This window comes from Thermococcus celericrescens (genome assembly GCF_001484195.1).
Taxonomy (GTDB): Archaea; Methanobacteriota_B; Thermococci; order Thermococcales; family Thermococcaceae; genus Thermococcus; species Thermococcus celericrescens.
In genome coordinates, this window is sequence record NZ_LLYW01000029.1 from 87,649 (window position 1) to 110,276 (window position 22,628).

Genomic DNA, 22,628 nt, shown 5'->3' on the forward strand with positions numbered 1-22,628 from the left:
TCAGAATGCTACTTTTTAAACTTTGGCGTCGTGAATTAACATTTAAATGTCCAACCACATCGCCAAGGTTTAAAAGCCCTGGTACCAACACGGATCGGTGGAATCAAATGGTGACGTTCATTCCCTTCGGCGAAAAGCCCAACCGCGACGGTGTTCTCTACGTTCTTCAGCTCCTCAAAAGGAACAAGCTCATCGAGGATTACATGATAGTTGAATCGAGCAGGGTTGAGCTCCTGTCGGAGAGGATTCCCCAGGACAGCGCGTACATAATAGGGGAGCACCTCGCCACGTACGGAATAGTTGAAAAGCTCAGGCCCCAGTCACTCATCAGTGTCGATGCCCACACGGATCTGATGCACGACTACCTCGACCACGGCTCGTGGCTGGCCTATACCCTTGAGGAGCGCCTCGTAAACCGGGCCGTCGTCCTCGCCCCAGTCCTCATGATACCAACCACTGAGCGAACGCAGCTCTGGACGCGGCGCGTCAAGATATTTCCCGCCCTCCTGAGGAGCAGAAAAGTCCGCGGGAAGTGGAGGGCCTACAAGAACCTCCAAACAAACGACCTGCTCGAGATACTCGATGAGGCGAAGAGGTACCTAGGCGGGGGGATATACCTCACCGTGGACATGGACGTCCTTAGACCGGAGTACAAAATCGCCCGCTTCCAGCACGGTGAGCTGACCCTCGATGAGCTCATAGAGGTGCTGGAAGAGGTGAAAAGGAATTTCAGGATAGAGGCTTTTGACATAGCTGAGGTCTCGGACAGGATAAGGCGCTCCCGCCTCGGGAAGAAGGCCTTCGTCGAGGTGTTCCAGCTCCTGACGGGGTGATTGAATGAGCGCCAGGGGGCCCACGGAGGAGGAGATACGGAATATAATAATGCCCCTCATGCTCTCGGGGGCCAAGATGCTCGACAGGCACTGCCCCAACTGCGGTTCACCGCTCTTCGAGAAGGACGGGAAAGTCTTCTGCCCGGTCTGCGAGCACAGGAAGAAGCAGCAGAAAGCCGAAATGAAGGGCGTTGAAGAGAGGCTGATGGAGAAGCTCAACGAGCTCGCCAACTCCCTCCCAGAGGACATAGACGAACTGGAGAAACATTTAAGGGCAATGGAAAAGATAATAGAACTGTTGGAAAGATACCGGAAACTGGAGGGAGGAGAATGAAGAATGTAAAGGTTCTGGAGGCCCTCGGCGATGGCCCCAAGACCATCGAGGAGATAGCAGGAAAAACCGGCATCCCCGCAATGGAGGTGCGCCGCTACCTGCTCCGCTTCGTCGAACAGGGCAAGGTCGAGAGCTACCAGAAGGATGGGAAGATCTACTGGAAGCTGAAGGAGAAGGACGAGCTTGAGGAGGAGTTCAAGTACGTTTGAGCCCCCGATTTTCTCTTTAGATTGGAGCTTGAGTAATTGATTTTTACCCCCCATTTTTGACTCATAGTGTTGCGATTTTGACAAGTAGAAATTCAAATAGTTTTTTATACATTCAATAGTACCTATGATGGTGATGTCTTGTGGCAAAGTTCGCACTATGGTGGATTCGGTGGAACGAGAATCTTAGAACTTACGAGTCGAGGATGACCGTTGGGGGGAGGAATGCCACTGCTCAGGACTTCAAGGGGAGGGGTTTTGATAGGATTATTGTACTTGATGGGGAGGGTCGTAACTCCCATTGCAGTGGCTTCATGTACTCCAACGGGTATAATGATGGAAGAGAACTGGCGAAATGGATTCTCACTCGGGATATTGGCATGCCACTATACATAACTATACCATTTTACCGTCCTGATGGAAAGCAGAGGGATCAAACCCAGGCATCATTTTCAAGTGTCCCTGACTCATACTATAGGGGCTGGATTGACGGTATTCTTTCCGTTGATATTGACAACATGAAGGGCTTTTACTGGAGTTATGAGAGCTGCCTCCAAACAGGACCCCACGGGGAAAACGTCTCCATGGAGTTCATCCAGAGTCTCCATGATTATGTTCACGGACACGGACAGGAGCTAATCTGGATTCCAACGCTTGGGAACAGGACTATGGGGGAGATACAAAACAGAGTAATCAAGAATTTAGTTACCATACCCACTCTTGCGAAATATTTTGACCATGTGTTCGTTCAGCCTCACTATTATCAGACTACCAAGTTAAACGACGGAAATGATTATACTTTCGAGGAATTGGTATCACGCGTGAAGTGGATGAAGGACCATGGACTTTCTATTGAGATGGAAGTGGATAACAGTATAATTGGAGAACAGGACAACTGTGCATACTGCAAAAGCACTCAGGGGACATGGGAGGATAACCATTTTAAAGAAAAAGTTAGATGTGATAAGACGCCTACCCTAGAGACAGAGCAAAAGTGCATTGATCGTGCCTGTGATTATTACAGAGCTATCATTAAAGTAAGTGCCAGTGCATTCTCAACCAGAGCCTACTACTTTGGCACCAACTTGAAAGTCATCGATAAGGTGAGAACCAAATGTCCCGGCTGGTGATTCCCCTCGTTATTGCCCTTCTTTTCCTCGCTACTCCAGTTTTAGCAACCTATTCCGTGCATTCAGGCGGTTTTTTATACGAGGTCCACAGCTCCGTCTTCTCAAACGGGACAAGCGCCCTAATTCACGCTGAGGTTGACAACTACGGCATCACCTGCGGTATGGATTCCTGCTGGGCAGAGGTGTACGATGTTTACGATTATCTCCTCTTCTTCGATGGTTCTCAGCTCTACCTCCTGAACTTCACTCCCGCCCTGCTCCACGATCTCCCCCATTATGCCCCAAAGAACGTGAGTGGTGTGTATTTCATGGGGATAACTTACGTGAACGATTCCTGGTACGTTAACGTTCACGCCTTCGCTTACTCTGCAGAGGCTCAGAGTGGTATGAACGTGGACTACGTTTACCGTTTAAAGACGAAAAAATTCTGTGTTGAACGCGTCAACGCGAGCTGGTCTCAACTCGAAAAGAGGGTGTTCAAGAACGAGATAAACGGCTGGAGAATCAAAGTCCCAGGAAATTTCTTCCTTGTTGCAAAGGCGGGCGATGCTAACTTGTCTCCTCTGCGACCGGCGATTGTCAACTGGACCCAGTTTCCGGTCTATTTCACCCTCAGGAAGAGCAATTTGACGAAGAACATCACGCTCTTCTACATCAACACCACCAGCACGATAAACGGATTCTGGTTCCCCGACGATGTCAAAATCGTCAATGTAAAGACCTGCAGAAAGATGGCGGATGTCTCAACCAGCCCGGCCGTTGAGACTAACTCCACAACCCTCCCGGTAAAAACATCACCTAGTAAAGCGGGGACACAAACCAAAGATGAAGAACCTAAAAACAGAATCTGCGGACCGGGGATGATTATCCTCGTTGCTGCAATACCCGCCCTGCTGAGGAGAAGACGGCGGTGAAAAATGGACATGAATTAAGAGAAAGAGAAATCAGGCCTTCTTGGCCTGCTCCCAGTACTCGTTGAACTTGCCCTCGAAGAGGGCCTTAACGCGGAAGTCCTTGATCCATATCTGGGTCTCGTAGTTGAAGTAGCGAGCCGCCATGTCCTCGAGGGCGAAGAAGACCTCGTCGTCGCAGATGAGCATCGGGAGCTCAAGCTTGTCGATGACCTTGAGCTCGAGCTTGCCGGCCTTGTAGTAGTCCATTATCTTCGAAGTGCCGAGCCTGTGGAGGACGTTCTCGGTGATGATTATCTTGGCCTTGGCGCCCCTGTCTATAGCCTTGATGATGTCGCTCTCGAGGTTGATGGCGATGTAGCCGTCATCGGCGAGAAGTATCTGCTCCTTGGCCTCCTCGAACATCTCCTTGGTCTTGAGGGTGGCGTTCCTTATGCCCCTGACGACCCAGACCTTCTCGACGCCGTACTTCGGAATCTCGGTCTCGATGAGCGGGCTCATGAGCTCGAGGAGCTCCTCCTTCGCCTTCTTCTTGAGCTCAAGCTCCTCCGCAACGCGCTCCTGCCACTCCTCTATGAACTTCTCGAGGATGTTCTGCGGGTGGACGGGCCTGTACTTGTTCACCTTGCCCGGCTGGCTGATGGCAAAGCCCTTCTTCTCAAGGCTCCTGAGGACGTCGTAGGTCCTCGGAGCCGGAACCTCCGAAACGCTGGCCAGCTCGGCCGGGGTGAGGACGCCGAAGCCGACCAGTGCCACGTACGCCCTTGCCTCGTAGAGGTTCAACTCAAAGTGCTCCTGAAGGAGCTCAACCATCCTGTCCTTAACCATTCTTACCACCACCACATTTTCTATTCTGTCTTTCGATTTCATCACATATAAGTTTTTTCCAAATGTTGTTAGTGTCTTCGGTTATGTCCCGAAGATTACCCCGGGATGACTTCCCGGGATATTACTGCCGTTGCGTATACATGCAAACTCATTACTACATCGGGATTTTAAAATTTTTGGTTTTACTTGGGAGCAAAATCACCCTAGAACCTTTTGTCTCCACGTGTATCTCAAGATTCTAGAAAACCTGACCCTCCGTACAGGCGCAGCCCAAAATTAGTATCACCAAAAGTGTTAGAGCACAGAGTATTAAAAAGTGGTAAAAGTTAACCAAGACAAAAGTCACTGGGGCATTCCATTCCCCAGATATCCCTGCAGCTCCCTATAAAGCGTGTTTAGGACCTCCTGATAATCCGCACGGCCTTCCTCGATGCGGTCCATCAGCTCCTCGAGTCCCCGCGTCTTGTCCTCATTGACGAGATCCTTATATTTACTAATGAGATAGTGATAAACCTTGATGCCCTGATCCGTCGGCACCAGTTTCTTTCTGCCGCGGGTCTCGATGGCATAGTAGCGCTGGATGAGCGTCTGAACGATCTTCGCGTACGTAGATGGCCGGCCTATCTTGCGCTCCTTCATCAGAGCTATTATATCTCCCTGGGTGTAGAGCGACACCTTCGGTGCCTTCCACTTCTTGGCCTCTACAACCTTCAGCCTGGCCCCCTTCTCCAGCCTCGGGAGCTGCCTCATCGGCGGGCTCCTCAGCCGTGTCCAGCCATCCTCAACGACCTCAACATAGCCCTCTACCTCGGTCTTTCCAATGCCAGCGTCGATGACGGCCTTTTCATGGATTATCCTTGCAGCCTTCATCTGGCTCGTCATGAACTTCTTGAATATCATGTCGTAGAGCCTGTAGTGGTTCCTCGTGAGGTTCTTGGGGAGCTGGATAACGCCATCGCGGACGAGCTGCATTAAACGGCCGGTGTCTATCGGCCTCGTTGGCCTTATAGCCTCGTGGGTTCCCTCCTCGCCCCAGGGGCGCGGTTTGAAGTATTCCTCACCGAGTTCCTGGGTGATGTACTCTTTCGCTATTTCTATTCCAGTGTTGCTGACGTGAGTGGAGTCGGTGCGGTGGTAAGTACAGTTGTGGGAGACGACACCGTTGGAGATGAAGTTCTCCGTGGTAGTTGTGAAGTCGTAGAGCTTTCCGGTGTAGTGCTCTTCCCCTATTTCTTTTACTTCAACCCACGTGACCCCAGCATCAACGAGGGACTTGAGGAACTCCTTCTCGGGGCTGTCCTCTGCATATTGAAGAACCCGCTCAAGTTTGCTCCGCGGGATTTCCACTCCCTCGTTCTTGAGCCAGTTCCAGACGTTTATTCCCGTCTCTTTCAATATCCTGTTTTTGACGCCCTTACTGAATCTCAGATTCTTAAAGACTGAACCAACCGGAAGCAGGTCTCCCTCGAATGCCTTCCTGGAGGCTCTGTAAACCTCATAAGCCCCATCAAACTGGTTCTTTCTGATTCTTAGATACGGGTAGATTTTTTCCTTAAACCTCCCAAGGTTCCTGTTGCTCACTATTAACTCCCAAACTCCGGTACGTTTGTCTCCCCTGAGGTAGTTCATCACGCCGATCTGGTGGAGGTAGACGCTGAGGGTCCTGAGCACATCGGTCCTCTTTGAGGTGAGAACGGCCCTGAAGTTCGGTCCCTTCCTGTCGTTCAGGATTGAGAACGTCCCATCCGTGTCAAAATACCCTGCGATCATTGCATTGATGTACTCCTCGCGCAGTTCAAACACCAGCGGGTGGAGTTTGCCCTTTCTGGCCCCCAACCTTCTGAATACCTCTGCCAAAACCGAATTTGAGAAGCCCACCTGGGTGGAAGTTTCAAATACATGGACAAATGGCAGTATTTCCCTAACTATCACTTTAACAGTCTTTAACGGAGTTTGGGAGATCAGAACTTTGCTATCCCTTATAGTTCCATCACCGAGAATGAGACCAAAGAGGTACCAGAAATTCTCGTCAAGCTTGAAGTTAGGAATCGGCTTTGAGCTAGCCCTCTGGCGGTAGAGGGACTTTACATGGGGTTCATAGCCTTCTATTCCCCACTGGAGCAAGAGATAGAGGGGCAAAACGCATCTGCGTAGGTATTTGTATTTTGTGCTTGTCTGAATTCTCTCCTTCACGAGTGGGGCGATGGTTGAGTGGAAGTAGCCGTCTTCGAGCTCCACCATAACGTCGGTTATCCCAAGCTCTATCAATAGCTGAAGGAGGGTGTATTCGTCCTTTCCGCGATGGCCGGTGTTATAGGCAAAGGCAACGTAGTCGCCTTTCCTGATGTTCCTTGCCGAAACCCAGCCGAGTTTTCCATCTCTCATTACTAGAAGCCCGTGGTCGGGCGTTGCTTTGATTTTGTGGCCGTTCTTGAGCCTGATAACCTTAATAGGGCCATCCCATTCTATCTCCCAGAACTTGAGGGCTTTTGCTTCCTTCGGCTTGAGGCCGTTCACTGCGAGCAGGTTCTCCTCAGACTTTTCAACGGCGTCTATCTCTATCTCTATGATCCTTCCGTCGGCGAGGCTCACAAGGGTGTCGGGGGTAACACAGAGACCGGCCTCGAACAGATCCTGCGCCAGCCTCATAGTCTCAGGCGCGGACAGCTTGAGGAAGGTCGAGGCGTCCTTGAGCATGGCGTCCGTGGTGTACGGCGGCGAGGGCTTCAGCTCCTTTTCCTCAAGCTGAACGTCCTCGACAGTGACGTATTCGGGCGGCTCAATCCCCTTGCCGTCCTTTCCGAGCTCCACGGTTATCCGCAGGTCGTTCTCAAGGGTCAGCCCCATGAAGTACGTCTCGCTCTCGGTGAACTCCTTGTAGCGCTCAATCACCCAGCCGAGAACCGGCGTCTGAACCCTTCCTGCGGAGAGGTTGCGGTTCTCAAAGACACGCTGGAGTTCCTGGCTCAGCTCAAAGCCTATCCACCTGTCCTCTATTCTCCTCACTATCTGCGCGTTGACGCGGCCCTCGTTGACGTCCCTGGCCTCCTCGATGGCGCGCATTATCGCCGGTCTCGTGACCTCGTGGAACTCTATGCGCTTGATGTTCGGGGTGTACGGACTCAGGACATTCATGATGTCCCAGGCTATCTTCTCACCCTCCGTATCGGGGTCGGTTGCTATGAGTATCTCATCAACCTCCTGGGCGAGCTCGCGCATCGCCTTGACGTTCTGAAGGGCGTCGCGGACGTTGGTCGAGCCGCAGCGCGGACAAATTCCTTTCTCCTCCCAGTCCACGAACTGGTGACCGCAGTCGCGGCAGCGCTTGATGGTGTCGTAGACGGGTATGAACTTCAGCATGCCGTCTTTCTCATCAACAAGAACGCCGTGATAGCCCTCGTTTGTCACGAGGTCGAACATGTGCCCGCCGCTCGCCAGAATGGTCAGCATCATGTTTCCTATGCTCACCTCGTAGGCGACTAAGTCACCTATCCTGGTCTTGCTCGGCTGGCCGAAGAAGTTGGCTATTGTCCTGGCCTTGTTCGGGCTCTCCACTATCATGAGGGCGGATTTGACCAGGTCTTTGACCTTGGCGCTTATCTTGCCCTCCATCACGAGGCGAACCTTTTCCCTGTCCTCGTCTATCTGCCTCAGAACCTCGTCGAGGTTCAGCTCCTCGAAGGGCACCATCTTGAACTCCGTGAAGCGCCAGCGCATCTGCCTGAGGAGACCGTTGAAGACCTTCTCGTTGTCCACAAGGAGGACGCTCAGTCCCTTGGTGATTCCACCGGCAAACAGGCGGCTCGTCCTTCCGGTGGCCTGGATGTACGTTCTAACATCGGGAATCTCGATGTACCACTTGCCACCTTCCTCCTTCAGGCTGATGAAGGGATCCTCGGCGAGCTTTCTGAGAACCTCCTCGTCCTTGAGAACCTTCCTCAGGAACTCGACCAGCTCACGGAAAACGCCGAGGACGTGGTTATGGAACTCGTTCTCTATCGGCAGTCCCTCAGCTAAAGCTTCCTCTATCTTAAGGAGCTCGAACTGAGGGATGTTCCGTATCAGCCTCCTGAGCCTCGCATGAAGCTTTTCGGCCTGCTTCCTATCTTCGTCACTCAGGAAGTCCATGACCTCGCTGAGGAGGCCGAGGGCGCGGTAGATGGTCGGTCTTTCGAGGTCTATGGAGAAGCGGAACTTGGGAACGCCGGTGAATATCGCGTAGCGGATGAGGTGGGGCATGTCGAGACCGCGGACGAGGGAGCCGTAGTAGGTGGCGGAGCCTATGAGGTAGTCGGCCTCCCCGTTCTCGAAGCGTTCGAGGGCCTTCCTGTTCTTGGAGCTGACGAGTTCGATTCTGAAGCCGCGCTCGCGGAGATAATCCGCCAGCTCCTCGGCATAGCCCAGCCCCTGATCGATTGGGGTGAATATTATGCCTCCCTTCCCGAGCATCGTTAAAAGGTCCTCCACGTGCTCCTTGATGTCCTTGCTCGGCTTTAGATAGGTGTCAGCGACGTTCCTGAGGGCGCTTCTCCCGCTTCCAACCTCGAAACCCAGGAGCTCGCGGTAGAGTTTTATCCTGTCGCCCCTTGCCGAGCCCGTGGCCGAGGCTATTATCATGATTCCGATCGGGTTTTCGCGCTTGAACTCCTCTATATCGCGCTGGAGCTCCGCTATCTGAGCGTTTAGCTCCTTAAGTCTCTCCTCCCTGTCCTTGGCGCGTCCGTTCAGGTATTTGGACATCTGCTTTTTAAGGCGGATTATCTCCCAGGCCTTTCCGATTACCTCGTCGTTGAAACCGAGGAGGTAAAGGGAGCGGTCTATGTTCTTGCTGGCCTTGAGAAACGCATCAACGTCATCGACGAATATGAAATCGAAGTGCCTGCCCTTCAGAACCTCATCGAACTTCCTGGCCATCCACTGGGCACTGGTGACGAGTATCCCGTAGTCCTCGTTCTGAATCTTGGCCAGCATCTCCTCCTTCTCCTTCTTCCGGAGGTTGCCGTGGTAGTAGGCGAGGTTGACCTCAACGCCCGCATTCTCCGCTATCTTCCGAATCTTCCTGACGGTCTGAACCACCAGCGGCGTTGTTGGGACGACTATGTAGCTCTTCTTTCCCCTGGTCGCGTGCCAGACCGCCATGAACGCCCCAAAGGTGCTTTTTCCCATCCCCGTGGGGGCTATGATTGAGAAGCTCCTGCCCTTCAGGAGTCTCTTTACCCATGTCCTCTGGGCGCTCCAGAAGGTAAAACCGGTGGCCTTTTCGAAGAACCCCTCAACTTCACGCAACCCATTCTCAAGGGAGTATATCCTCTCCCACTCCTCCAACGTGCCTCTGAGCTTCAGGGCGCTTCTAACCGCAGTTATGAGGTCAAAATAAGAATCGGCGGTGACGGTATCATCGAGACACTCGCTGCACGGGTTCTTATTGATCAGCCTCTCATCGGAGATTCTACCGAGGCAGTTCGGGCACATCTCCCGATAGATCGCCTTCATTTTCTCACCCTCTAAGTTTCTATTTGGTGCGTGGGGGATTTATAAGGCTTTTTTAGAGGGCCGTCTCAAGCTCCCTCAGTTCGTTCTCGAGCCTCAGCGCCAGCTCATAGTCGCTGAAAACGTGCCGGTATTCCTCAATCACCTCTTCAAGAAAGTGCAGGGCTTCTCTTTTCCCGGTCATGTCCACGAGCCTCAGTGCCCGTCTGAAAAGCCTCGCGACCTCACTCCCGCTCTCGTCAGTGCTGAGGGCAAAGCGGAGCTCCTTAATGGTGACGTCGAGGGCCAGCTCCGGAACCTCCGCGAGGAACTCCATGGCAACCGCTTCCGGGAAGAGATCGGCGTGACGGTCGAAGGCCTCAAAGTAGAACCCGTTCTCGTGGGCCTTCATAACGGCCGCAACGTGCTTGCAGTCACCGCCCAGAGGGCAGGTGCAGGTGTTTTCTCCCGTCGAGAGGTTCAGCTCCACGTAGTACGGGTAAGTGCCCAGGACCTTGGAAAAGAGCCTGTCACCGTACTTGACGACCCATAGGACCTTTCCAGCTCTGTAGTAGCGCTCGCCCTTCCTGAGGGTCTTCTCATCCATGGCTCTCACTCTCACCGCTTGGCCGGGGTTGCTTTAAGCCTTTCGGACGAAAGCGTTTTATCCTCCGGGAGCATACTATAACCGGTGGTGACCATGGATGTTTTTGAGCTGGCCAGGCGCTATCACGACGAGCTGAGTATAAAGGAGCCGAGCATGTCCACGATGGCGGCGGAGTTCTTTGGCGACCTGGGTCTAAAGATAGCTGAGTTCCTCAAGGGAGAGGGCTACGCCGTCGTGAACACCAAGTTCGTCGACTACGACAAGAGCCTCGTGCTGGACATAACAAAAGGAGAAAACATATTTGAGATAACCCTGCGGAAGAGCTAGTCTCAATACCGGTTCTCGTAGTCGAAGATTATCTCCTTCTTTTCTTCGGGCTTCAGGGTTACCCTGAAGTCGATGTAGTTGGCGGTCTCGTCGATCGGCTGGATGCTCGAACTCAGCAGCTTGCCCCACTTGTGGTGCCTGACCACGACGGTCTTGGTCTCGTTCCCGAAGTTCTCGAGGGTTATCTTTATCTTGTAGTAGGTGTAGCCCTCGCCGTTCCTCTGATCGAGCATAGTAGTTGTGCCTTTGAGGTCGTAGTCCCTGCCGATGCCTATCCTCAGCATCTCACCCTTGGAGGTATGCTCGATGGACCTCTCGCCCACGAGGAGGCTCCCGTCGTCGGTCTCCCGGTATATTTCAACGATTCCCGCTGGGAGAACCTTCTCCGTCTTGAACGATATCGACTCGTAGACGGCTTCCTCTCCCCCGTACGGCCAGCTCTCGTAGAGGTACTCCCTCTCGAAGGGGGCTTCGAAGTTGATGTATGGATACATCATCTTGCTCGCGGGATTCAGGTCAACGACGCCAAGCTTGTAGAGGTAGAACGCCTCTATCTTCTCCGGCTGGCCGACGTTGACCTGGTCAGTCTCCTTCTCCGCCAGGGTGTAGAGAACCCTCGGCTGGGGGACCTTCTGATACAGCTGGACGTCGCCGGCGACGAGGAGAACCTTCGCGTCCTTGAACTCCTGGGCAGTCGGGTTGTTGAGGACTATGTAGCCGTAGAGCTTCGCGTTATCGCCGATGTAGAGCTTGTACCTGCTCTCCCAGCTCATGTTGGAGACGCGGTAGATGATGCTCACGTTGTACTTTCCGGCTTTGTCCGCACCAAGAACCACGTAGACGCTCGCCTGCCCGCCGAGGTTTTTGGCCTTGAAGTACACAACCTCACTTGGGTTTATGAGGTAGTAGCCGTCGCCCTCGATGGCTATCTTCCCGTTCTTGAATCCAAGGAACTTGCCAGTAACGGTGTCGCCGCTCCTCAGCTTGACCTCGACCTCGCTTCCAACGTTGGCGCTGTAAACGTCCCCGGTTGAGCCTTTGCTGAAGACCCCGAGGACGTGTACTCCACCGTCAAGAGGCCTTATCGTGACCTCCGCTATGTCGAGCCCGGCCAGCTCCTCCAGGGGCACGTCGTTTATTCCCTCATCCAGCTCAACCTCCATGACCCTCTCCACAACCCCAATCTTCGCAGAGTTGTAAAGGACGACGGTGGTGTCGCTCGCCGCTGCCTTCTCCCCCTGGAACGAGAAAACTGCCAGGATTATAAGTGCAATTCCACCCACTGCAGCTATCGCCTTCTTTCTCATAAAAATCACCTGTACTATATTTGGCGGCGGAGTATTTATACCCCCCTCATCGCTTCAAACCGAGCCGAAACGAAAGAAACGATTGGTTGGCAAATGGAAACCCTTTTAACTGCCCGGTCGGATTGAGAACTGTCAAGCTGATGAGGTGATTGGTATGGACAGGATTGAGAAGGCTAGGGCAATCATCGAGAAGGCCAAGGCCGAAAACAGGCCGCTCGTCGAGCCTGAGGCGAAGGAGATACTCAAGCTCTACGGCGTCCCCGTTCCGGACTTCAAGGTCGCCACCAACGAGGAGGAAGCCGTTCAGTTCGCCAAGGAGATCGGCTACCCGGTCGTCATGAAGATCGTTTCCCCGCAGATCATCCACAAGAGCGACGCCGGCGGTGTCAAGGTCAACATCAAGAGCGACGAGGAGGCCAGGCAGGCCTTCAAGACCATCATGGAGAACGCCAAGAACTACAAGCCGGACGCCGACCTCTGGGGCGTTATCATATACAGGATGCTCCCGCTCGGCAAGGAGGTCATCGTCGGTATGATCCGCGACCCGCAGTTCGGCCCGGCCATAATGTTCGGTCTCGGTGGAATCTTCGTCGAGATACTCAAGGATGTGTCATTCAGGGTCGCCCCGATAAGCAGGGACGAGGCCCTCGACATGATAAAGGAGATCAAGGCCTACCCAATCCTCGCCGGAGCCCGCGGTGAGAAGCCGGTCAACATCGAGGCCCTCGCCGAGATAATCACCAAGGTCGGCGAGCTCGCCCTCGAGCTTCCGGAGATCAAGGAGCTCGACATCAACCCGATCTTCGCCTACGAGGACAGCGCCGTTGCCGTCGACGCCAGGATGCTTCTCTGAGGGATTTTTCCCTTTCTCTCTTCTGCCTTTGTGAGTTTCATGTATACTCGCGTTATTATGCCGGCGGTTATACATCACCAATGCACTATAGACGCATGGAGCCGGGCTATGTAGTCCGCGGGGTAATAAGTTACTACTGCACCGTCATTGAAGTGGAACATGATGCTCATTTTACTTCGTACTCTAAAGGTTAGAAAGCCTTATAAGGTTCAACAACGTACCTTTTTTGCCATACGCTACCGCGTAGTGGGGTGATAGGTTGAGGTTTGCAATAAGACTCCGCCCGGAGAATGAGCCGTTCAAGGTTCCCTTCAACCACCAGCACTACCTCCAGGGGCTGATCTACAGGAGGATTCAGCGCGTTAACCCCGATCTGAGCCTCCGTCTTCACTCGCCGAAGATACCAAAGCTCTTCACGTTCTCGCTCTTCATGGCGGAAAAGCGAGACTTCGAAAAGGGAGGCCCATATTTTCTGGGATACAGGAGGGGCTTCTTCTACTTCTCAACGGCCGTTCCAGAGATAGCGAAGGCGTTCATCAGCGACCTGCTCCAGAGGCCGGAGGTCGAGCTGTGGGGCGAGAGGTTCGTGGTCGAGGAGGTCAAGGCCCTGGCGGAACCCGAGAGGCTGAGCGGGAGGAAGTTCGTGACCCTTTCACCCATAGCCGTCACCACCAAAAGGCTCCAGTTCGGAAAGCCGAGGAGCTACGACTTATCGCCCAGGGAGCCGGAGTTCTACGAACTCATCAAGGAGAACCTTCGCGAGAAGTACGTTCTCATTTACGGATCAAAACCGCCCGAAGAGTTCGAGATGAAAGTCCTCAACGCCAAGCCGAAGCGCTTCGAAGTTAAGCCTGGCATCTTTCAGGTGGCATGGCATCTCGTGTTCAAAGCTTACGGTGATGAAGACCTGTTGAGGGCCGGCTACTTAGCTGGCTTCGGCGAGAAGAACTCGATGGGGTTCGGGATGGTGAAGGTTGACGGAAAGGATGCGAAGATGAAAAGGCGCTGGAAAGGAGGTGAAAGAGATCGGGGAAGAAAAAAGGTCTGAGGAGTTCCAGACAAAATCTGAGGATCAAAGGACTCATGAGGTGCAGACAGCTTCAGATGATGCATCTCCGCTTTTCACCTGGACTGGGCACCCTTTTACTGACGCGGGCCTCGTCGCATTGCTGCTCTTGAGCGGAAAGGAAAAGCCAGAGGAGCTGACTGAGGAGGATATTGAAGATGCCATAAATTTCGCTTCCAGACTGTATGCTCGGAAAGAGTGGAGTTCAGGGTACATACACGCGATGATGCTTCCAAACAGCGGAATCCTCATGGCAAACCCCAGTATGGCCAAGAAGAGAACATCAGAGGCAATTAAAAAGAATCTAATCGGCCTGCTCAGTGAGAAAGAAGACCCGTGCGCCCCGATATGTGAAATCTGCGGAAGAAGGCACGCTAGAACCAAACCGGTTTATCGCTCTGACTTTCCACTCATCGGTACTGGAGGAGTTCCAAACTACTTCCCCTCCGGAAAAGATGGGGCAAACATCTGCTCCCACTGCCTGTTTCTTGCCCAGATGATGCCCCTAGTTGCCTACCGCCTCTCAAGGGTTCTTATAATCCACGCACACCCATACGAACTGATGCTCGAGTTTCATAAGGAAGCCATAGATGACATCAAAAAGAGTGAGCTTGCCTCCACAGCGCGGGACTTCAAACGGCCTGAGAACTTCCTGTTTGAAAAGCTCATCGAGATAGGGACGAACCTTGAACTGGGCAAACTCCAAAACGCCTCAATTGCACTCTACTACTTCGTTAACAACAATCAGGGCCAAGAAATGGAAGTAATATACATCCCCAACCCGGTTCTCCGCTTCGTCGCCTTCGCGGCTAGGATGGACAGGGCAGGCTGGAGGAATATCGTTTCAATGGGATGGAGGAGAAGGCCGAGTGAGGAAGAGTTTGAGGATTTTAAGAAACGTTATCCCAACAACGTCTACTCAAAGCTCCTCTCCGGAGAAAGCATACTCCCGTACTTCCTTGACTTCCAAAACCGTAAGGTGAACGCAAGCTGGAGGCTCCTTTCATTTTACTGCTCGGAGGTGTTGGGTTTGGATAAAGAGGCTTTGGAGTTTATTAAAGGAGTTGCTGACAGAATTGTGGAAACCGTTGAAAAGTTGCCGGACAACAAGCTCTCAAGACGCGTCAGGGAGCTTGAGAAGGCAGAGAAGCTCTACCAGTTTGAGGGCTTCTTTATAAGAGTCGAAAAAGACAGGCAGGAGCTTGGTATTCCAGGGGCCCTGATGAGCTTTGATGACTTTGCAAGGATACTCACGGGCTACGGTGAAGACCTAAACGTTTCCTGGAAGACCGTCAAAAGTCTTCTCCTTTTCCGCATCTATGAAAAGCTCCACGACAGGCTCATGAAGGCCTCCGCTGAGGAGGTTGAAGCCGAAGAAGACGAAGAGGAATTTGAGGAGGGGGATGAAGAATGAAGTTTGCAACTGGGCTGGTTCTGATAGACGCGCCGCACTCGGCGCTGAATATGTTTGGAAAGCCAACTGCTGCCACTGAGGAAAACCAGGTTGCAGTAAAGAAGCTAAAGAAAGGACGCAATGTCTACGCATATATCTCCTCCCAAGCTTGGAGATACTGGTGGAGAAAGACTTTAGAACGCCACTTTTCATGGAGGATGTCTCCACTCTTCAGAACAGAGAAGCAAGTCTTCACTGCAGCGAATCCAATTAAATACGATGACGACGACGTATTCGGCTACATGTGGGCACCAAAAACTGAACGCGGGAAAAACGAACAAGGGTTTGCCCTTACTAGAGTCTCGCCGCTAAAGACAACTCCCTTGATCTCCATATTACCAGAAAGAAACTCTGTAACGTTGGATGAGGGCTATGCTTCAAGGCATGAGGGCGATCCAGTTCCGTACGGCCAGGAGTTCTACTCTACTGTCTTTAAGGGGGCATTCTCCCTAGATCTCGATGCCGTAGGGAAGTTCACTATAGAATATAAGGCAGGTTACTTAAATCTCCTAACTCCAGAATCAATACCAAGAATACTCAACCTAGTCTCAGATAGAAAAAAGAAAGAGAAAGTCCTAAAGAAAGCCCTCAAGGCTATGAAATACGAGGAGGAGTATCTGAAACCTGCACAGGAGCTTAAAGTCCAGATGAATGAAAAAGAATGGATTATGCCGGTAGAGATAAGGAAGAAACGCGCAGGTGAAGCCATAAAAGCCCTCCGCCTCCTCTCAGGCGGCGCCAAGCAGACGCAGTACCACACGGACGTAACTCCCAAGTTCGTGCTCCTCCTCAATGTTGAAGCAGGAATAAACCCGTTCATAAGCGACATAGTCTTCGAGGACAGGGGAGAAATCAAGTTTGACGTGGAGGCACTTGCAAAGAGGCTGAGAGACTTTAAAGACGTTATTCCCGACGGGGCAAAGCTCTACCTCGGCTACGATGAGGGCTTCGTTAAGTCCCTTGGTTGGGATATGAATGATGCTGTCAAGAAGCTTAAGGAGAGCGGTATTGGAGTGTTCGTTGGAACGGTGAAGGAAGCGATAGATGAGTTCTCAAAGGAAATCGAGGCGTACTACGGGTGAGCCCATGATACGGGTAAAGCTGAGGGCATGGACAGCATCTTTCCGCTTTCCAACATTTCAGTCAGGGTACCAGCCGACCCTGCCAGTTCCACCGCCATCGACTATCCAGGGCATACTCTCCGCCGCAAAGGGAGAACCGGTTTACCTCACCAAACTTCCATACGTTGGCTACGTCTTCAAAAGTAGGGGTAAGGGAGTAGACCTTGAAAAAATCTACGCCCTTGGAAAGGTCGAGACGGACATCATGAAGCGCGAGTTCCACCACAACGCGGAGCTCTACCTATATCTCCCAGATGAGTGGAAGGAACACTTCAAAAGACCCCGCTACCAGCTCCTCCTCGGAAGGTCGAGCGACCTAGCAGTCGTTGAGGAAATCAAGGAAGAGGTTAAACTTGAAGAAAAGGAAGCGCCCCTCGGGGGCACAGTGGTTCCCATCGGGCTCGGACTCCCAGGAATGGTCCATGCGCTCGTCGTTGAATACGACTACTCCACCGTTCCGAGAAGGGCAAAGCTCGTAAGGCCCTTTATCGTACTCCCGTTCCCAAGAACGAGGGCCGAAAGAATGAGGCAGAGAACCAAAGCGCCCTACGACCCAGAGCTCGATATAGGCGTTTGCCTGCATAGGTGGAGCGGATGAAGCTCTGCTATGCCAAATTCAACCCCCACCAGTTCCTAGAGTGCCACACGCTCGATGCAATCAACGTACTGAAGAGCATAAAGAACTCATTCAGCTGGCTTGAGGAGCTTTCCCCTGGCATTTTTGAGCTTTCATTTTATGCCGTCCTCCTCCACGATATTGGAAAGTGTGCCCGCGGCTTTCAAAAAAAGAAGAACAAGTGGGGCTACCGCCACGAGATTCTTTCGGCTCCATTCGTACAGTTTCTGGACTTTCCGGAGAGGGAACGCAACCTCATAGCGCTGGCGATACTCACCCATCACAAGACCCTGGATGAGCTCGAAGGGATCCTCCCAGTTCGTATTGCCAACATAGGTCCCCTCGAGTTCGACGAGAAGCTTGAGGAACTCCTTGAGCGGGCCGAGTACATAGAGAGGATGTTTCTGCCGAGGGTCCCCAACATTGAGGCATACTACTTCGGAACAACCAAGCCACCGAAAAGGTTCCACTTACCGGAAGACTGGAAGGAGAGGCTCGGAGAATTCGATTTTCAGAAGTTAAAGGAGTGGTATGATGACCATCTTGAGGAGGAGAAGGAAACACTGACGTTTATGCGGGGTCTGTTAAACGCCTCAGACCACCTCGCCTCCGCGGGTGAAACCGGGATACTCCGCCTACCCGACATTGTGGAAAGGCTTGAGCTGAAAATTCCCCGAAAGAAACTCAGACCTCTCCAAGTCGCGGCTTCCAATTCCGAGGGGAACCTGCTCCTAAGGGCACCTACCGGGTATGGGAAGACCGAAGCGGCACTCCTATGGGCGAACAGAAACGCTTTTCGGAAGAAAGGGGAAATAACAAGCAGGATTTTTTACATCTTGCCATATAAAGCTAGCATAAACGCAATGCACCGGAGAATGATGGGGATATTCTCGGATCCCGCCATCATTGGGGTTCTCCACAGCTCAGCGAGCTTTTATCTCTACGCATCTGCCCTCGAATACAAGAGGCTGAGCTCGCTTTACCATAAAATATACACCCCGCTAAAGGTTACCACTCCATTCCAGCTTATGAAGGCCTTCTTTGGGGTCGGCTTCCACGAGATGCTGAAAACGGAGCTCTCAGAATCGCTCCTCATATTCGATGAGATACACGCCTATGAGCCAAACGTCCTCGGAATAATCCTCGCGATGCTTGAAGAGCTTAAATCAATGGGAGCAAAGGCCATGGTGATGACGGCAACCCTACCGGACTTCCTTGAAGAACTTATTAAGAACACAGCCCCCTTTAAGGAACTCAAAGCCACCGCAGAAGAGTTAGATAAGTTCACCCGTCACAGAGTCCACGTTGTTGACGGAGACATGGCTTCCGTGAGGGAGCTAATCAAAGAGCTCAAGATATATGAGAAAGTTAGGGAAACTTCAAGACCTGCTCTGATAACGTGCAACAGCGTGGACCGGGCGGTGAGCGTTTACAAAGAGTTAAGCGAAGACTACAGGGTTCTGCCCCTCCACAGCAGGTTTACCTACGGCGACAGGGAAGCAAAGGAAAAGGCTCTCCTGGAACGGATGTCCGATTATGACTTCGTCGTTGCAACGCAGGTCGTGGAGGTCTCCCTTGACGTCAGCTTCTCGACGATACTGACGGAACCTGCTCCCTTGGACGCGCTAATACAGCGCTTCGGGAGAGTGAACAGGCAGGGTTGGAGAGAAGGGAGGATCGAAGATGTCTACGTCCTGACCAAAGGTTCCGAGGCCGATAGGAAAATCTACAAGCCATACAAGATCGTTGAAGAGAGTGTGAAGATACTTCAGGAATTGGATGGGAATGAACTAAGGGAATCGAAGATTTCAGAGCTTGTAAGTCAGGTTTATCTTCCAGTATCGAGCAAACTTGAGCGGGAAGTCGAGGACTACAGGGAGAGGGCCCTTGAAGTTTTCAGGAGCGTGAAGCCTATGATGAAAGGAGAAGACGAGCAGAGGTTCTATGAGATGTTCAATGGCCTCGAAGCGGTTCCAGGTGTTTACCAGGGAAGGGTAAGCGAACTGCTCGACAGGAAAATGGGTATGGAAGTGCACCGCTATCTCACTCCGATTCCAATGTGGCTCTACTACGCCGAGAGGGAAAACTTCCACAGGCTCTCTGATAAGAGGCCGGGAAGATACATCCTCGTTGCTGAGCTTGAGTACAACCCAGAAACCGGCCTTCTAAGAATTCCAGTAAAGGGAGGAGATATGCTTTGATTGATTACACCAAAAACTATAAAATTCACCACACTAAATACTGTTACAGGTGAAGGTGTAATGAAGCCGCCCTTCGTCTACGGGAGAAAGGTAGGCAGGGAGCACTTTGCGGACAGGGAAGAAGAGCTTGAAAAGCTCAAAATAGCCGTAACGAGCGGTCAGAACGTTATCATATACTCCCCGAGGCGCTATGGAAAGAGCTCCCTCGTGAGCATTGCCCTGGACGAACTTGGGGAGAAAGTGTATCCGATAGAAGTTGACTGCTCGGGAATCCTAACCAAGAAAGAGCTCGCCGAGAGAATAAGCTCGGCAGCGATAAGAACGTGGAAAGGCCGAGTGGAGGAGTTCCTGAGGAGGCTGTTTAAAACAACAACGCCCAGAATTACCATCGGGAAAAGACTCGGCGTGGAGTTCATTGTGGGGGAGGAAAACACCGCCTTCGAAGAGGCTCTAAAGTTGCCAAAGCGTCTCGCGGAGATCACGGGAAAGAGGGTCGTGGTCGTTTTCGATGAATTCCAGGAAGTGAGCAACCTCGGAAAAGACGTCCTCCCGAAGATGCGCGCTGAGTTCCAGAAACATAAGGAAGTAACCTACGTCTTCGTGGGGAGCAAGCAGGGGATGATGCGCGAGATATTCCAGTCCCCTCGCAGTCCGTTCTACAATTTTGGGATGCACATGATCCTCAGGAGAATCCCGGAGGAGAAGTTCAGGCCCTTCATAGAAAACAAATTCAGAGAGAGCGGGCTTAAGATTGACGACGGGCTAATAGAATCTGTGCTGGGGATAACCAAGGGACATCCCCACTACACGCAGATGCTGTGCTACCGGCTGTGGTTGAACGCCATCCTCTCGAAAAGGGGGCATATATCCAGAGAAGACCTAGAGAAAGCGGTTGAAGAGATACTTAACGAAACAAGCGAGTTCTTTGAGGAGGTATGGGACTCCCTGACAATTAACCAGCGGAGACTCCTCGTTGCGATAGCGCGGAATGAGAGCGACTTCTACTCAAGGGACTTTCTTAATCGGTACGGTTTTGAAAGAACTTCAACGGTTCAGGCGGCGTTGAAGGCCCTTAAAGAAAAGGAGCTGATAGTGCGGGAAAACGGAAGATACTTGATAGAAAATCCCCTCTTTGAGCTCTGGATACTTAGGGTAAGCGGGGGCTAGGGATGGAGGGATACCCTCTCACCGATCTCCTCATCCGCGGCACCGAGATCAACTACCTCTTCATCTGCCCCACGAAGCTCTGGTACTTCTCGAAGGGCATCACCATGGAGCAGGAGAGCGAGTGGGTTGACCTTGGTAAATTTTTCCACGAGAGGCGCTATGCCAGCGAGGAGAAGGAAGTTCGGGTCGGCAGCATAAAGATAGACTTCATCCGGAGGGGGGACACCATAGAAGTCCACGAAGTCAAGCTCGGGAAGGCGATGGAGAAGGCCCACGAAATGCAGGCGCTTTACTACCTTTACTATCTCAAGAGGCTCGGCATCAAGGCAAAAGCGGTTCTCCACTACCCGAAGCTCAACGAGACGAAGGAGATAACCCTTGACGGCAGGGAGGAGGAAGTGGAGGCGGCAATTCTGGAAGTTCAAAGGATAGAATCACTCCCAGCTCCACCAGAGCCGGTGAAATCAAGGAAATGTAAAAAGTGCGCCTACTACGAGCTGTGCTGGGTTTGAGTAGTAGAAACTCTAATATAGCAGATATACTAACTTACTAGTAAGGAGGCAATACTATGCCTGTGACAAAAGTAACCCGAAACTATCAGATAACGCTCCCCGCAGAAATTAGAAAAGCTCTCGGAATTAAGGAGGGAGAGCTGCTTGAGGTTGAGCTTGAGGGAGAAAGGATAGTGATAAAACGTTTCAGAAGAGAACGTCCAACCCTCAAGCTTGGCAGGCCAATTACCCCTGAGGAAATCGAGAGAGGTATCCAGGAGGGTATGGAGGAATGCATGCAGTGATCGACACCAACGTTTTGATTTATGACACCTTCTCGGATAATCCCTTCCATGAGAACGGCCGGATGCTTCTGGAGTCCCTTGATAAATGGTACATCCCCTCGCTTGTACTCCAGGAATACCTCTGGTTCTTTAAGAGGGAAAAGAAGTCTCTTCAGACAGCTAAGAAAATGATCGAATGGTACATATCTGACCCGAGATTCCGGGGTCTGGAGATGAGTCATGAAATCATACTTCACGCCCTCAAGATACTTCAGGATTACAACCGATCCTTAAGCCATATTAACGATGCCATAATCCTTTCCCATGCCGTTTTAAAGGGGTTTCCACTTGCCACTTTTGACGTCAAACTAAGAAAGCTGGCCCAAACGGTCGGCATCAACGTTTTACCCGAATACGTAAGGTGATAGCATGAGAAAGCGCTCCCTCACCCTCTTTTCCAACGGGAACCTCTTCCGGAGGGAGAACACGCTCTACTTCGAGAACGCTCAGGGGAGGAAGCCTCTGGCAGTTGAAGGCATCTACGACATCTACGTTTACGGCCACGTGAACATAAGCTCCCAGGCCCTCCATTTTCTGGCGCAGAAGAGGATAGCGGTGCACTTCTTCAACCACTACGGCTTTTATGATGGGAGCTTTTACCCCAAAGAGAAGCTCCACTCCGGAGACCTGGTCATCAAGCAGGCCGAGCACTACCTCGACCGGGAAAAGCGGCTTGAGCTAGCGAGACTCTTCGTCAAGGGCTCTGCCCTCAACATGGAGAGGAATTTGAAGCGCTGGAAGGTCGCTGATGGATTTTCGGAGCTTCTGGACGAGTTCTTTGAAGAACTTGAGAATGCGAAAAAGATAACCGACGTCATGAACGTCGAGGCGAGGATAAGGGCGGAATACTACTCGCGCTGGGACGATCATCTGCCAGAGGGATTCAGGATAGTCAAGCGGACGAGAAGGCCGCCGGGGAACGAGATGAACGCGCTGATAAGCTTCCTTAATTCGAGGCTCTACGCCACCGTAGTGAGCGAGCTCTACAACACCCAGCTGGTTCCGACGGTGAGCTACCTCCACGAGCCCGATGAGAGGCGCTTCTCTTTAGCGCTAGACTTAAGCGAGATATTCAAGCCGATAATAGCCGACAGAATAGCGACGCGCCTCGTGAAGCAGGGGATAATCAGGAAGGAACACTTTAGGAGCGAGCTTAACGGCGTTCTGCTGACTAAGGAGGGGATGAGGACAGTTCTAGAGCACTACAACAAGGAGCTTAGTAAGAGTGTAAAACACCCCAGCCTTAAAAAGAACGTCACGAAGCAGAGGCTGATAAGGCTTGAGGCGTACAAGCTGATCAAACACCTCGTCGGGGTTAAGGATTACGAGCCTCTAGTGGCGTGGTTTTGAGGCGTTCAGTGCTA

At 52.1% G+C, this 22,628-nt stretch carries 21 protein-coding genes; 17 read left to right on the forward strand and 4 right to left on the reverse strand.

Features of this window, described 5'->3' with window-relative positions:
• Positions 1–107 precede the first annotated feature (107 nt).
• The 5 genes from APY94_RS08615 to APY94_RS08635 all read left to right on the forward strand — a co-directional run bounded on the left by APY94_RS08615 (position 108) and on the right by APY94_RS08635 (position 3,417).
• A complete protein-coding gene (locus tag APY94_RS08615; protein WP_058939242.1) occupies positions 108–833 on the forward strand; it encodes an arginase family protein in 726 nt (241 codons plus the stop codon).
• 4 nt (positions 834–837) lie between these two features.
• A complete protein-coding gene (locus tag APY94_RS08620; protein ID WP_058939243.1) occupies positions 838–1,167 on the forward strand; it encodes an Sjogren's syndrome/scleroderma autoantigen 1 family protein in 330 nt (109 codons plus the stop codon).
• Positions 1,164–1,376: a helix-turn-helix domain-containing protein gene (locus tag APY94_RS08625; RefSeq protein WP_058939244.1), complete on the forward strand. Its 213-nt coding sequence runs from the start codon at positions 1,164–1,166 to the stop codon at positions 1,374–1,376. Before APY94_RS08620 ends, APY94_RS08625 begins: the two co-directional genes overlap by 4 nt.
• Positions 1,377–1,516: 140 nt before the next feature.
• On the forward strand, positions 1,517–2,503 hold the full coding sequence (locus APY94_RS08630; RefSeq protein WP_058939245.1) for a DUF4855 domain-containing protein: 987 nt from the start codon (positions 1,517–1,519) through the stop codon (positions 2,501–2,503).
• Positions 2,488–3,417, forward strand: a complete 930-nt coding sequence (locus tag APY94_RS08635) for a CGP-CTERM sorting domain-containing protein (RefSeq protein ID WP_058939246.1) — start codon at positions 2,488–2,490, stop codon at positions 3,415–3,417. The genes APY94_RS08630 and APY94_RS08635 overlap by 16 nt, the downstream gene beginning before the upstream one ends.
• A 30-nt stretch (positions 3,418–3,447) precedes the next feature.
• Here APY94_RS08635 and trmBL2 read toward each other — a convergent pair whose 3' ends face one another.
• The 3 genes from trmBL2 to APY94_RS08650 form a co-directional block, all read right to left on the reverse strand.
• Positions 3,448–4,242 carry an HTH-type transcriptional regulator TrmBL2 gene (gene trmBL2, locus APY94_RS08640; protein ID WP_058939247.1) on the reverse strand — a complete coding sequence of 265 codons (795 nt, stop codon included), beginning with the start codon at positions 4,240–4,242 and terminating at the stop codon, positions 3,448–3,450.
• Between the two features lie 342 nt (positions 4,243–4,584).
• Positions 4,585–9,735: a reverse gyrase gene (gene rgy / locus APY94_RS08645; RefSeq protein WP_058939248.1), complete on the reverse strand. Its 5,151-nt coding sequence runs from the start codon at positions 9,733–9,735 to the stop codon at positions 4,585–4,587.
• Between the two features lie 52 nt (positions 9,736–9,787).
• Positions 9,788–10,318: an SWIM zinc finger family protein gene (locus APY94_RS08650; protein WP_058939249.1), complete on the reverse strand. Its 531-nt coding sequence runs from the start codon at positions 10,316–10,318 to the stop codon at positions 9,788–9,790.
• A gap of 93 nt (positions 10,319–10,411) precedes the next feature.
• Between APY94_RS08650 and APY94_RS08655 the strand changes: the two genes are divergently transcribed.
• Complete coding sequence (locus tag APY94_RS08655; RefSeq protein ID WP_058939250.1) at positions 10,412–10,645, forward strand: hypothetical protein; 234 nt, start codon at positions 10,412–10,414, stop codon at positions 10,643–10,645.
• A 2-nt stretch (positions 10,646–10,647) separates the two neighbouring features.
• On the opposite strand, the gene APY94_RS08660 is transcribed toward APY94_RS08655, so the two are convergent.
• Entirely contained in the window at positions 10,648–11,952 is a 1,305-nt protein-coding gene (locus APY94_RS08660) for a DUF4139 domain-containing protein (RefSeq protein ID WP_058939251.1), read from the reverse strand.
• A gap of 154 nt (positions 11,953–12,106) precedes the next feature.
• On the opposite strand from APY94_RS08660, the gene APY94_RS08665 reads away from it, so the two are divergent.
• From APY94_RS08665 to cas1b, 11 genes are all read left to right on the forward strand, one after another.
• Positions 12,107–12,805, forward strand: coding sequence for an acetate--CoA ligase family protein (locus APY94_RS08665; protein ID WP_058939252.1), 699 nt, complete (start codon positions 12,107–12,109; stop codon positions 12,803–12,805).
• Between the two features lie 259 nt (positions 12,806–13,064).
• Positions 13,065–13,853: a CRISPR-associated endoribonuclease Cas6 gene (cas6, locus tag APY94_RS08670; protein WP_058939253.1), complete on the forward strand. Its 789-nt coding sequence runs from the start codon at positions 13,065–13,067 to the stop codon at positions 13,851–13,853.
• Complete coding sequence (cas8a1, locus tag APY94_RS08675) at positions 13,822–15,285, forward strand: type I-B CRISPR-associated protein Cas8b1/Cst1 (protein ID WP_083500639.1); 1,464 nt, start codon at positions 13,822–13,824, stop codon at positions 15,283–15,285. The genes cas6 and cas8a1 overlap by 32 nt, the downstream gene beginning before the upstream one ends.
• Positions 15,282–16,406 (forward strand): type I-B CRISPR-associated protein Cas7/Cst2/DevR, encoded by a 1,125-nt coding sequence (gene cas7i, locus APY94_RS08680; protein WP_058939255.1) that lies wholly within the window; start codon positions 15,282–15,284, stop codon positions 16,404–16,406. The genes cas8a1 and cas7i overlap by 4 nt, the downstream gene beginning before the upstream one ends.
• Before the next feature lie 4 nt (positions 16,407–16,410).
• Positions 16,411–17,043: a type I-B CRISPR-associated protein Cas5b gene (gene cas5b / locus APY94_RS08685; protein WP_058939256.1), complete on the forward strand. Its 633-nt coding sequence runs from the start codon at positions 16,411–16,413 to the stop codon at positions 17,041–17,043.
• Entirely contained in the window at positions 17,040–19,262 is a 2,223-nt protein-coding gene (locus APY94_RS08690) for a CRISPR-associated helicase/endonuclease Cas3 (protein ID WP_058939257.1), read from the forward strand. Before cas5b ends, APY94_RS08690 begins: the two co-directional genes overlap by 4 nt.
• Positions 19,263–19,322: 60 nt before the next feature.
• Positions 19,323–20,429 (forward strand): AAA family ATPase, encoded by a 1,107-nt coding sequence (locus APY94_RS08695; protein WP_058939258.1) that lies wholly within the window; start codon positions 19,323–19,325, stop codon positions 20,427–20,429.
• 2 nt (positions 20,430–20,431) lie between these two features.
• A complete protein-coding gene (cas4, locus tag APY94_RS08700) occupies positions 20,432–20,941 on the forward strand; it encodes a CRISPR-associated protein Cas4 (RefSeq protein ID WP_058939259.1) in 510 nt (169 codons plus the stop codon).
• Positions 20,942–20,997: 56 nt separating this feature from the next.
• The gene (locus tag APY94_RS08705) at positions 20,998–21,225 is read left to right on the forward strand and encodes an AbrB/MazE/SpoVT family DNA-binding domain-containing protein (protein WP_058939260.1); all 228 of its coding nucleotides are present in this window, start codon (positions 20,998–21,000) and stop codon (positions 21,223–21,225) included.
• Complete coding sequence (locus tag APY94_RS08710; RefSeq protein ID WP_058939261.1) at positions 21,213–21,629, forward strand: PIN domain-containing protein; 417 nt, start codon at positions 21,213–21,215, stop codon at positions 21,627–21,629. The genes APY94_RS08705 and APY94_RS08710 overlap by 13 nt, the downstream gene beginning before the upstream one ends.
• A 4-nt stretch (positions 21,630–21,633) precedes the next feature.
• Complete coding sequence (gene cas1b, locus APY94_RS08715) at positions 21,634–22,614, forward strand: type I-B CRISPR-associated endonuclease Cas1b (protein ID WP_058939262.1); 981 nt, start codon at positions 21,634–21,636, stop codon at positions 22,612–22,614.
• The last annotated feature ends 14 nt before the right edge of the window (positions 22,615–22,628 follow it).